At 72.7% G+C, this 12,008-nt stretch carries 8 protein-coding genes; 2 read left to right on the forward strand and 6 right to left on the reverse strand.

Annotated elements, in window-relative coordinates:
• Nucleotides 1-6: 6 nt before the first annotated feature.
• The 3 genes from KGD87_RS27680 to KGD87_RS27690 all read right to left on the reverse strand — a co-directional run bounded on the left by KGD87_RS27680 (nt 7) and on the right by KGD87_RS27690 (nt 5,534).
• The gene (locus KGD87_RS27680) at nt 7-1,110 is read right to left on the reverse strand and encodes a hypothetical protein (RefSeq protein ID WP_284663877.1); all 1,104 of its coding nucleotides are present in this window, start codon (nt 1,108-1,110) and stop codon (nt 7-9) included.
• Between the two features lie 15 nt (nt 1,111-1,125).
• Nucleotides 1,126-2,562 (reverse strand): vWA domain-containing protein, encoded by a 1,437-nt coding sequence (locus KGD87_RS27685; RefSeq protein ID WP_284663878.1) that lies wholly within the window; start codon nt 2,560-2,562, stop codon nt 1,126-1,128.
• Between the two features lie 113 nt (nt 2,563-2,675).
• Complete coding sequence (locus tag KGD87_RS27690) at nt 2,676-5,534, reverse strand: PAS domain S-box protein (RefSeq protein WP_284663880.1); 2,859 nt, start codon at nt 5,532-5,534, stop codon at nt 2,676-2,678.
• A 232-nt stretch (nt 5,535-5,766) separates the two neighbouring features.
• Between KGD87_RS27690 and KGD87_RS27695 the strand changes: the two genes are divergently transcribed.
• Nucleotides 5,767-7,491, forward strand: a complete 1,725-nt coding sequence (locus KGD87_RS27695) for a sensor histidine kinase (protein ID WP_284663881.1) — start codon at nt 5,767-5,769, stop codon at nt 7,489-7,491.
• A gap of 4 nt (nt 7,492-7,495) precedes the next feature.
• On the opposite strand, the gene KGD87_RS27700 is transcribed toward KGD87_RS27695, so the two are convergent.
• Together KGD87_RS27700 and KGD87_RS27705 are read right to left on the reverse strand one after the other, a co-directional pair.
• Entirely contained in the window at nt 7,496-10,012 is a 2,517-nt protein-coding gene (locus KGD87_RS27700; RefSeq protein ID WP_284663882.1) for an ATP-binding protein, read from the reverse strand.
• A 70-nt stretch (nt 10,013-10,082) separates the two neighbouring features.
• Complete coding sequence (locus tag KGD87_RS27705) at nt 10,083-10,598, reverse strand: GreA/GreB family elongation factor (RefSeq protein ID WP_163784474.1); 516 nt, start codon at nt 10,596-10,598, stop codon at nt 10,083-10,085.
• An 86-nt stretch (nt 10,599-10,684) separates the two neighbouring features.
• Here KGD87_RS27705 and KGD87_RS27710 point away from each other — a divergent pair, with 86 nt between their 5' ends.
• Entirely contained in the window at nt 10,685-10,966 is a 282-nt protein-coding gene (locus KGD87_RS27710; protein WP_284663884.1) for a rhodanese-like domain-containing protein, read from the forward strand.
• Nucleotides 10,967-11,017: 51 nt separating this feature from the next.
• On the opposite strand, the gene KGD87_RS27715 is transcribed toward KGD87_RS27710, so the two are convergent.
• The gene (locus KGD87_RS27715; RefSeq protein WP_284663886.1) at nt 11,018-11,962 is read right to left on the reverse strand and encodes an alpha/beta fold hydrolase; all 945 of its coding nucleotides are present in this window, start codon (nt 11,960-11,962) and stop codon (nt 11,018-11,020) included.
• Between the last annotated feature and the right edge of the window lie 46 nt (nt 11,963-12,008).

Here is a 12,008-nt window from a genome sequence, read left to right on the forward strand (position 1 = left end):
CGTCGCTCAGGGGGTGACGCGCGTGGGGGAGGGCGCGGCCACGGGGGCGACGTCCTCGGGCCCCGCGCTGGAGGCGGGCTCTCCCAGTTGCTTCAGCTTGCGCGCCAGGTCAGCGGCCTGCGCGCCCTTGGCACCCAGCTCGCTACCCTGCACCCCGATGAAGGAGACCCGGGCCCGCTCCAGCAGCGCCACCTGTGCGTGGAGCTGGGCCAGCAGCCGCTCCTTGCGGCGGGCCAGCACGTCCAGGTGGTTGAGCTCCTCACCCAGCGACGACGCGGCCAGCTCCAGTTGCCGGCGGGCCACCGCGTCCTGCGTGGCGGCGGCGCGCTCCCGCAGCTCGCGCACCTGGGCGTCCACGTCGTTGGCCACCACGGAGCCGAGCTGGGCCTCCAGCCCGAAGTGGACCTCCGCCAGCGAGAAGCTGTCGCCCGTCATCTTCTCCAGCACGCCCAGCAGCTCCGTGCGCCCGGTGCTGGACGGCATCTTCGTCACCACGTCCTTGCACTGGCGGTAGAGCGTCAGCGCCCGCGTGGCCAGGGTGCGCGAGTCGCCCTTGAGCGCGTCTTGCAACTGGCGGCCCCGCGCCTCCACCGCGTCCAGCTCCACGCGGAGGTGGGCCGGCAGCGTGCCGATGCTCCAGAAGAGGCCCACGACGAGGAAGCCCACCAGCGCCGGCAGCAGGCCGTCGCTCCCCAGGAAGCGCGCCTCCAGCACCTGTTGGACGTAGAGGCCCAGTGGGACGAGCACGCCCGCGGCGGCCGCGCTGGTGGCCACCGCGGCGGGCTGCCCCGGCTGCTCCCGTCCATGGCCCAGCCAGGCCACCAGCGCCGCGGCGAGCGCGCCCGCGAGGCTCACGGGCAACGGCTCCGGGGCCCGGAAGAAGTAGGGCAGGGCGGGCAGCACCGTCAGCGCCAGGCGCAGCGCCAGGGGGTGGACCCCCGTGGGCTTCACGCACGCCTGCGCCGCGGCGACGATGGCGAGGTACTCCGGTGTCAGGTGCAGGTCCGGCACGGCGCCGGCGACCAGGCCCATGCAGGCGGCGCCTCCCAGCGCGCGAAGCGTGCGGGTCTCGAACTCTTCGCGGTGGAAGTACTGCACGGAGAGGGCCATGGGTTCACCGTCCTGCTAGTACGTGTTGTTCTGGCCGAAGTTCTTGATGGACTTCTTGAGGAGGTTGCGCGACTCGGCCTGCGCCTCCTCCGCGCTGGACGCTCCGGCCAAGGCTGCCTGGGAGCGGCTGACGTCCGCAAGCTCCCCGGACAGCGAGGCCGCGGAGGTGCCGAAAATGCTCCGGGCGTTGTCCAGCAGGCTACGGGCCTTCGCCTTGTTGCCGCGCTTCATCTCCTCCGCGGCGGCCACCATCTGCTGGGTGCCCAACGCCCGGGTCGCGTGGACGCGCACCTCCTTGTCCAGGTACGCGCGCACGAGGTCCAGGTCGCTCGTCACCTCCGCGGTGAGCCGCAGCGCCGTCTCCGCCGGCAGGTCACGCGCCACGTCGACGTAGTGCACCCGGGCGTTCAGCAGGGCGAGCGCGCCGGCGGTCCGCGGGGTGTGCAGCGACAGCTTCGCCATGACGCGCACCGTCTGGGCGCTGGCCATGTCGTACAGCGGCACCTTCAGCACGTTGCCCTCGCGGAAGGACGCCATGCCCATGACCTCCACGTGCCGCACCTCGGGTGGGACGTCCAGCCGCAGCTCCACCAGGCGCGCCACGGTGCTTGTCGCCTGGTCCAGTTCGCGGGAGAAGACCTCCGCCAGCCGCGCTGAATCGTCGATGAAGCCGGAGAAGCCGCCCCCCTGCTCGGCCATGCCGCGCATCAGCGTCTCCTGGTAGTCCCGGCCCACGCCCAGCGCGCTGACGGTGATGCCGTCGCGGCGCAGCTGGTGGACCTGGTCCAGCAGGCCCGGCTCGGACACGATGCCCGTGGTGGGCTGGCCGTCGCTCAGCAGGATGGCGCGGCTGACGCGGTACTCGCGCAGGTGGGGCCGCAGGGCGTTGGCCGCGGCGTCGAGCGCGCCGCTGATGTTGGTGCTGCCGTCATCCTGCAGCCCGGAGATGAGCGTCAACAGCTCCGCGCGCGCCTCCTCCGTCATCCGCCGGCTGGGCTGCACCCGCACGTCGGTGCCGTAGTCGATGAAGGCGAGCCGGTCCTCGGGCGTCAGGCGTTGCACCAGCTCCGTGGCGGCGCGCCGGGCGTCGGCCAGCTTCTGGCCGTTCATGGAGCCGGAGCGGTCCAGCACCAGCGCCAGGCTGACGGGCACCCGCTGGCCGGTCTCCGCCGGGCGCGCCTTCAGCTCCAGCCACGCGAAGGCCTCGCTGGGCCCCGTCTGCACGTACGCGCCGGACAGCTTGCCCGCCATGCGCAGGGCGCCATCCTCCGGCTGGGACGTCACCAGCGGCAGCGTCCGCGTGGCGGGTGGGTCCTCCGGGCGCTTCACCGTGTGGCTGGTGTCCGTGACGATGGGAGGGGGCGGCGCGGGCGGCGCGGGCGGCGTGCCCAGCAGGAGCGCGCCCACGGCGAGCACTCCCGTCGCGGCGACCAGCAGCAGTGAGCGGTTCATTCAGGGCCTCGGGGTTGGAGGGATGCGGCACACTCGCCTGGAGTCGCCTGGGGCCGCATCGGTCACCAGGAGGAGGGTCCACCCGTTGGCCGATACGGCCTGCGCTCGCGGGCTCAGGCGTCGTGCACCGGCTGCCGCTGCCGCACGAGCTCTTCCACCACGCCGCGGACCCGGGCTTCGTCGAAGGGCTTCTCCAGCAGCAGGTTGGGGATGCTGGCCAGGAAGTCCCGCGCGCCCGAGGTGAACGCGCCCCCGGAGACGAACACGAAGCGGCGCTCCAGCCCCTCGTACTCGCGCCGCACGGCCTCGTATACGTCGCGCCCCGTCAGGTCCGGCATCATCACGTCGCACAGCACCGCGTCCGGCTCCAGCCCCCGCTCCAGCAGCTCCAGCGCCTGTCGCCCGCTGCACGCCACGTCCACCTGGTGCTCGCGGAGGATGCGTTGCAGCACCCGGCCCACCGCGGGCTCGTCGTCCACCACCAGCACCCGGCCGCGCGGCGCCTGCGGTGCTCGCCGCGTGCCAGGCTCCGAGGGCTTCGCGCGCTCCACCGTCTCCGGCGTGGGCAGCACCACCCGGAAGAGGGTGCCTCGCCCCGGCTCGCTTTCCACGGTGATGTCGCCGCCCAGGCCGCTGATGATGCTGTGGCAGATGGACAGGCCCAGCCCCGTGCCCACGCCCACCGGCTTGGTGGTGAAGAAGGGGTCGAAGATGCGGTCGATGACCTCGCGCGCGATGCCCACGCCCGTGTCCGCCACCTCCACCACCACGCGCCCGGCGCCGTCCACCCGCGTGGCCAGCCGGATTTCGTGCCGGTGCGCCGCGCCCTCCGGAATGGCCTGCGCCGCGTTCACCACGAGGTTGAGGAACACCTGGCTGAGCTTGCCCTCGTTGGCCATGACGGGCGGGATGTCGCCGTAGTCGCGCCGCAGCTGCGCGCGGTGGCGGATTTCGTTGGCCGCCATCATCGCCACCGACTCCAGCACCGCGTGCACGTCCAGCGGCGACACGCGCTCCTCGTCCGGCCGGGAGAACGTCTTGAGCTGGCGGACAATCTGCCGCACGCGCTCGGCGCCCTCACACGCCTCTTGCAGCACCTCCTGCCACTCCCCCAGGTCCGGCTCGCCCTTGAGCCGCGCCTGGAGCGCCGCCGCGCCGTCCCCGGGCGGCAGGCTGCGGTTGAACTCGTCGGACAGGAAGCCCAGGTTGGACAGCACGAAGGCCAGCGGGTTGTTGATTTCGTGCGCGATGCCCGCCGCCAGCGTGCCCACCGACGCCAGCCGGTCCGCCAGCGTCAGCCGCGCCTGGAGCTGGCGCTGCTCCGTCACGTCGCGGGCAATGGACACCACCGCGGGCTGGCCGTCGAAGCGCAGCGGCAACGACACCACCTCCGCCAGGCGGGTGCGCCCGTCCCTGCGCACCAGCCGCCGCTCGCCGGTGAGCGCGCCGGCCCGCACCGCGTCCGGGCTGCGCATGTCCCGCACGAACTCCGTGAGGGGGCGGCCCACCAGTTGGTCCGCGCGCTCGAAGCCCAGCGTGCCCACCAGCGCCGCGTTGGCGTAGACAATCTGGTTGTCCCGTTCGATGGCCGCCGCGTCCGGCACGCCCTCCAGCAGCGCGCGGAAGCTCGCCTCCGACAACCGCAGGGCCTCCTCCGCCTGCCGGCGCTCGGTGATGTCGCGCGCCAGGCCCTCCACCGCCACCATGCGCCCGGAGGCGTCCGTCACGGGCGCCACCACGTGCTCCAGCCACAGCGTCCGCCCGTCGGGGTGGAGGAAGCGCACCACCACGGGCGCGCCCTGGAAGGGCTCCGGCGCCTCCAGCAGCTGCTCCATCAGCGCGCGGTCTTCCTCGTGCACGCGCCGGTACCACAGCTCCGCGTCCGCGTAGTGCGCCACCGGCCCGTAGCCCAGCTTGGTGTGGGCCACGCGGCTGACGTAGGCGAAGCCGCGCGGGGGCTCGCGCCGGTACACGTAGAGGACGTCCGACGCGTTCTCCGCCAGTTGACGGAAGCGCCGCTCGCGCTCGCGCAGCGCCCGCTCCGAGTCGCGCCGCTCCAGCGTCATGGACATGGCGCCCGCCGCCGCCGACAGCAGGTCCACCTCCAGCCGGTCCCACCGCCGCGCCTCCGCGGTGTTGTCGAAGCCCACGAAGCCCGTCAGCACGCCGCGCACGCGCAGGGGCAGCGCCAGCAGGGACAGGATGCCCTGCGGGTCCAGCAGCTCCCGCTCCGACGCGGGAAAGCTCTCCACCAGCCCTTCGATGACGTCGCCCCGCGACAGCGTCTCCGTCCAGCGCCGCAGCGCGGGGTCCATGGGCAGGTTCTGGAGGTCCGGGTTGTCCATTTCGGGCTTCACGCCCGGCGCGCACCACTCCGCGCGCTGGCTGCACAGGACGGCGCCGTCTGGCGCCCGGTGCAGCTCGAACACGTAGACGCGGCTGGCCCCCGACGCGTGGCCCAGCGGCGCCAGCGCGGGCCCGTAGAGGTCGCCGCCATCCTGCGTGGCCAGCAGCCGCTGCTGCATGTCCACCAGCGCGGTGAGGTAGCGCTCGCGCCGCGCCAGCGCGCCGTCCGCCGCCTTGCGCTCGGTGAAGTCGTTGAGCGTGCCCGCCGTGCCCAGGACGTTGCCGTCGTCGTCGTGCATCAGCCGGGCGAACACCTCCACCCAGCGGTAGCTCCCGTCGCGCGTGAGGTAGCGCATCTCATGGCGCACGAACTCCACTTTCCCCGCGAACAGCTGCTGGAGCGGCTCCGGGTCGCGCTCCCGGTCATCCGGGTGGAGGAACTCCGAGAAGGAGCGGCCCAGGCTCTCCTCCACGCTGAAGCCGGTGATGTCCGTCCAGGCCGGGTTGAGGAAGGTCCACGTCCCCGCCAGGTCTGTCTGGAACACCACTTCCCGCAGGCTGTCGATGACGCCTCGGTAACGGTGCTCGCTGGAGGTCCAGTCAGGCGTGGAGTGCGGCTTCTGCATGATGGAACTCGAGAAAGTGGGCCGCACGGGTGGACGCAAGGTCACCCGGATGCGCTACAAAGGGGCAGAGAATCTGGATTTCCGGGCAGGCAAGCAAGGGGGCTCCGATGACCCTGGCAGGCGCGGGATGGGGATGGCGCCCCTTCTGCTGTTCTGTGGGAACACGGAGGCTGCCCTTCGTCCGGGGAAGGAGACATGCCTCCATGCTGCCTCTGCTCGCGGGAAGTCTCTCATGGCCTCTGGAAGCGCCCCGCTTTCGATGATGCACCTGGACTCCGAAGAGGCGGACGCCCTGCTGAAAGAGGGCGTCCTCCGGTTGCTGCTCGAGCAGGCGGGCGAGGCACTCGTGTTGGTGGATGTCACCGGGCGTGTGCTCGCTTTCAACATGGAGGCCGGGCGTCAGTTCCGCATGAGCCGGCCCGAGCGCGCCGAACAGGGATGGCTGCCCGGCTGTGTATGGACGCGTGCGGAGGATGCGTCCATGTCGGTGGAGGTGCCGCCCCTGGCGCGCGCGCTCACGGGCGAGTGGGTGGCGGAGGCCCGCTGGCGGGTGCGCCGGCAGGATGGGACGCACGTCCTGCTGCGCGCCTCCGCGGTGCCGCTGGAGCACGACGAGGGCCTGACGGCCGGAGCGCTGCTGCGCGCATGTGAAGTGGCCTCGTCCGCGGGGCTGGACGCGGTGGGCTCGGCGCGGCTGCTGGCGGAGGCCGGCGCGCTGCTGGGCGCCGCGTTCGACGACGAGGCCGCGCCGCGGCTGCTCCGCTTGCTGGTGCCCGCGCTCGCGGACGCGGCGGTGCTGTACCTGGGCCTGCCCGGAGAGCCGCCGCGCCCGGTGACGGCGCTGCACGCCGAGCCGGAGCGCCATGGCCTGCTGGAGGAGCTGCTGCGCCGCTACCCCCTGCCCCCCGAGCGCGTGCTGCCGTTGTTCGGCGCCGGTCAGTCGGAGCGGCTGCGGGTGACGGAGGCCCACATGGAGGCCGCCGCGCGGGACGCGGAGCACGCGCGGCTGCTGCGGGGGCTGGGCCTGCGCTGCTACCTGGGCGTGCCGCTGGTGGCGCGCGAGCGCGTCATCGGCACGCTGGCCCTCTTCCGCGCGGATGAGATTCGTGACTTCAGCACGGAGGAGTTGCGGCTGGCGGAGGAGGTGGCCCGCCGCACCGCGCTCTCCGTGGACAACGCGCAGCTCCTCCAGGAAGCGCGCGAAGCGGTGCGCCTGCGCGACGAGTTCCTGGGCATCGCCAGCCACGAGCTGAAGACGCCGCTGACGCCGCTGCACCTCAAGGTGCAGTTGCTGCAGAAGCAGGTGGATGGGATGGCGGCCCACAACCAGCCGGTGTCCGCCGAGCGCGTGTCGGAGACGCTGGAAGTGGTGCAGCGGCAGGTGCGCAAGCTGACGAGCCTGGTGGACAACCTGCTCGACGTGTCGCGAATCACCGCGGGCCGCCTGCGGCTGGAGGTGGAGGAGATGGACCTGGCCAGCGTGGCGGCGGAAATCCTCTACCGCTTCGCGCCGTCCGCCTCGCAGCTGCAGTGTGAGCTGGAGCTGCACGCGCCGGTGCCCGTCATGGGCCGGTGGGACCGGCTGCGGCTGGAGCAGGTGGTGACCAACCTGCTGTCCAACGCGCTGAAGTACGGCGCGGGCCACCCCGTGCGCGTGGCGGTGGAGGCGGAGGGGCTCAGCGCCCGCCTGACGGTGCGCGACGGCGGCATCGGCATCTCCGCGGAGGACCTGCCGCGCATCTTCGAGCGCTTCGAGCGCGCGGTGAGTGACAGGCACTACGGCGGCCTGGGCCTGGGGCTCTACATCACCCGGCAGATTGTGGAGGCCTTCGGCGGCACGGTGCGCGCCACCAGCGAGCCGGGGCAGGGCTCCGTCTTCGTGCTGGAGCTGCCGCGCGGTGACATCCCCGAGGAGTGGCTGATGGCGCACGGCGCGCCGGAGCCGTCGTCGTCCTGAGGCGCTAGGCCGCGCTCGCCGGCGCCGCGGGCTCGGCGCGGCGGGGCAGCCGCACATGGAAGCTGCTGCCGCGCTGGGGCCCCGGGCTCTCCGCCCAGATGGTGCCGCCGTGGCGCTCCACGATTTCGCGGCAGATGAAGAGGCCCAGCCCCAGCCCGCCGAAGTGGCGCGCCTGGGCGTTGGACGCGCGCGCGAAGGGTCGGAACAGGTCCGCCACGTTCTCCGGGGGGATGCCGATGCCCTCGTCACGCACGCTCAGCAGCACGTGCGTCTGCGCGGCCTCCAAGGACATGCGCACCGCGCCGCCGTGGGGCGAATAGCGCACGGCGTTGCTGACCAGGTTGGTGAGCACCTGCTCCAGCCGCAGCGCGTCCCAGTCACCCTCCACCGGTTGGGCGGGGACGTTCAGCTCGAAGGTGACGCCGGACTCGGTGCGCAGCGCGAAGCGCTCCAGCACCTCGCCCAGCAGGGGGACCAGGTCCAGCCGCTTGCGCTCCAGCTCCAGCCGCCCGCCCTGGATGCGCGCGGTGTCCAGCAGGTCATCCACCAGCCGCGTCAGCCGCTCCGTCTGCCGGGCCATGGAGCGCAGCGCCTTGAGCAGCCGCTCGCGCTCCGGGAAGTCTCCGCTCCGCTCCAGCCGCTGGAGGGTGAGCGCGGCGAAGCCCTTGAGCGGGGTGAGCGGCGTGCGCAGCTCGTGGCTGGCCACGCTGAGGAACTCCTCGCGCGCGCGCACCGCCTCCTTCAGCTCCGTCTGCGTGGCGCCCGTGCGGGCCGCCATCTCGTTGAAGCCCCGGGCCAGCTCGCCCAGCTCGTCGTCCTCCTCCACGTCCACGCGCTGAGACCAGTCGCCCGCGGTCAGCGCGGCGGTGGCGGCGCGGAGGCTGTCCAGGCGGCGGATGACGTCGCGAGCGACCAACTGCGACAGCAGCAGGGCCATGAGGACGCCCAGCAGCACCAGGCCCACCACCGCGGCGCTCATGCGCGTAATCGCCGCGTAGGCCACCACGAGCTCCTGCGTCACCAGCACGCTCCACTCCGTGCCTTCCACGGGGGCCTCGGCGGCGAGCATGCGGCGGTCCGCCGCGTCGAAGGCCTCCAGCACGCCGATGCCAGGCCGCAGCAGCTCCAGGCTGAGCGCGTCCGGCAGGTGCGCTTCGCCCAGCAGCGGCGCGCCGGGCGCGGTGTCACGGAGCACCTTGAAGCCGCGCCGGTCCAACACCTGCACGCGGAAGCGCCGCGACGCGGGCGTGGTGGCCCGGCTCAGGCGCTCCAGGGACATCAGGCCCACCAGCATTCCGCGCACCTCGCCGTCCTCGCGGAAGGGCTGCGTCACCGCGACCAGAGGCTGGCCGGGCGGGCGGATGAAGGGCGGGGACACCTCGGCGCCCCGGGTGAAGGCCGGGGGCAGGAAGGCGCGCGGCTCCAGGTTCCACCCCGCCACGCTGGGAGACGCGGCCAGGATGCGGCCCTGGGTGTCCACCGCGAGCGCCGCGTCGAAGGCGCGCTCCTGGGCCGCCAGGTTGACCAGGTAGGGCTCCAGTCGCTCCGCCGCCGCCGCGGCGAAGGCGGCGCGGAAGCCCGGCGACTCCAGCATCAGCGCCAGGGACTCACCCGCGTCGTCCAGGTAGCGCCGCAGGAAGTCGGCCTCACCCGCGGCGGCGCGCTGCGTGTCGTCGCGCACCTGCTGTTCAATCGCGTTCTGCGCCAGGTATGCCGCCAGCCCACCCAGCGCCAGCAGCGGCACCAACCCCGCGAAGGCCAGCCCGCGCAGCAGCTTCCACCCCACCGTGCGCGGCGCGCGCGGCCGCCAGTCCAGTGCCTGCGCGACACAGGCCAGGGTGAGCACCGCGTACACGCAGGCCCCCAGCCACGACGCGCCGCGGCCCAGCGCGTACGCGAGCAGGGCGAAGGGCACCGCCAGCCCGCCCATGAGCAGGGCCGGCAGCCGGCGGTGGAGCCACTGTGAAGGCAGCAGCAGGCCCACGCCGCAGACGGCGAAGAGCAGTCCCACCAGGGGCCGCAGGGGCGCGAGGTGGGCGTAGACGGAGAGCGGGAAGCGCTCGGGCACCACCAGCATGGCCACGCCGAACGCCGCGCTGGTGAGGGCCGCGAAGGTGCGCAGCACGGGGCGCTGGCGCATGGCGGGCCAGGCCTCCAGCACCACGCCGCCGAAGAGCACCGGGTAGAGGATGATGCCCGTGAAGCTGCCGGGCAGGACGTTGAGCACCCACCAGTACAGCGCCATGGCCGCGCCCAGCAGCAGGCGCCCCGTGACGTCCAGCCAGCGCGGCGCGCGCGGATACAGCAGCGCGCCCATGAGCATGATGCTGCCCGTCAGGTACGTGAGGCCCAGCAGGCGCACGTAGGGGTAGAGCGGCCGGAAGGAGGCCACCCGGAACTCGTACGGGACGTACGTCATCAGCACGCCGAACATCAGGCCCACGACAGCGGCGGGCCAGGTGAGCGGCAGGAGGGCCGGTGCGGGCGGCGCCTGGATTTGCGGTGAAGGCGAAGAAGACATCTTTGCGGATTCACGCGCGAGGGGCGCCATGGGTGCTACGGCCCCCCGGGCTTTCGTCGAAGGCTCGACATCACGCGACCTCGAGCACCGTCCATTCGCGGACCTCGCCCGCGAGCATCACTTCCACTGTATCACCCGCCTTGCGGCCCATGAGGGCGCGCCCTACGGGGGAGGCGGGGGTGATGACGGACAGGAAGCCGTCACCGCCCGGACCCGTCAGCTCGGTCCCCGCGCCGGCGGGGAGGACGAAGAAGGTCCGTTCGGAGAAGCCCTCCTCGTCTTCGGTGCTGACGTCCACGATGGCGCCCAGCGCCACCGGGCCTTGCCGGGGGAAGCGTGGGAACTCCGCCTGACCAAACTTCGTCAGCGCCTGGAGTTCTTCCTGGACCCGACGGGCCCGGTTGGCCTGTCCGGTGGCGAGGCTGCCGAACTCCAGGGCGGCGCGGCCGTCCTCTTTCTTCTCGGACTCCGTGGCCAGGCTGCGGGCGGCCTCGCGGGCCTCCGCCTCGGCGCGGTGGGCCAGCCGGTCGCTCTGCTGGAGGCGGTCCGCGAGCTGGCCCAGGAGTGCATGCTTGTCGAGTCCCATGGGTGGTACAGAACTGTAGCGTCCACGGCGGACACCTCCAGTTTTCGGCCAGTCGCCCTCCGCCGGCCCGGGCTTAGACTGGGGGCATGACACCCCAGGAACTCTCGGAGAAGGCCCGGCAGCTCGTCGCCGGAGGCGCGGTGCTGCTGGACGTGCGCACGCCGCAGGAATTCCAGGAAGGGCACCCCGAGCCCGCCCGGAACATCCCCGTGCAGGAGCTACCCCGCAGGCTGGCCGAGGTGGGCCTGCCCGGCACGCGCGTGGTGGTGTACTGCGCGGCCGGTGGCCGCAGCGCCCAGGCCGTGCAGCTGCTTCATGCCAACGGCTTCCCGGACGTCTTCGACCTCAAGTCCGTGAAGAACTGGTAGCCACCGGGGGGCGAGTGCCCGGTGAGTCCCGGGCACGCGCTTCCAGCCGTCCTACCCGCGCGTCACGTCGCGCAGGAAGCGGTGCACGTCCTGGTTGAAGCGCCGCGGCTGCTCCGCGTGGGGCGCGTGGCCCGTGTTCGGGTACAGCTTGAACTCGGCGTCCGGCAGGGCGTTCACCAGCGCCCGCTGGTCGGCGACGGGGAAGAAGCCGTCCTGGTCACCGCCCACGACGAGCACCGGCACGCGGATGCGGTTCAGCCGCGCCGAGTGGTCCTCCGCGAGCATGCCGTCCAGCGCGTCCTGCCACACGCGCGCGGGCACCTTGCTGCTCTCCGACACCAGCGTGTTGATGTACGACGCCGGGACAGGACGCACGAAGGTGCTCTCCTGGAACGCGCGGATGAACTCCGGGTCGACCGTGCCCTCGAACGTGTCCACGATGGACTTCAGCTCCAGCGCCACCGGGTTGCCGGCGACGGTGGGCGCCGAGCCGACGAGCACCAGCCCCTTCACGCGCCGCGGGAAGTCCAGCGCCACCTGCTGCGCGATGAAGCTGCCCATGGAGTGGCCGACGAGGATGGCGCCGCGCTCGCCCACCGCGTCCAGGAAGGCGTCCACGTCCGCGGCGAAGGACTGCTGCGTGTAGCAGCACGCCGGGCGCGTCGAGTCTCCGTGGCCGCGCTGGTCCAGCACGTAGACGTGGTGGTTGCGCGGGAAGGTGCGCAGGTTCAGGTCCCACGTGTGGTGGGAGTCCGAGTAGCCGTGGAGGAACACCACCGCGGGGCCCAACGGCAGGCCCTGCTCCACGTAGCGCAGCGTCACGCCGGTGCGCAGGCGGACGGAGCGCTCACGGGGCGTGCCGAACAGCGCCTGCTCGGTGGAGGCGACCTCCGCGCCTTCGGGCGCCAGTTGCGTGTCGTTCGAGTCTGACTCCGGCGCGGGACCACAGGCGGCGAGAACGGGAAGAGCGAGCAGGGCGGCGAGGAGCTTCCTCATGCGTGAATGCCTCGGGGCTCTCCGGCGGGAAAGTCCGCCGGTGCAT

This window comes from Myxococcus sp. SDU36 (assembly GCF_030168875.1).
Lineage (GTDB): Bacteria > Myxococcota > Myxococcia > Myxococcales > Myxococcaceae > Myxococcus > Myxococcus vastator.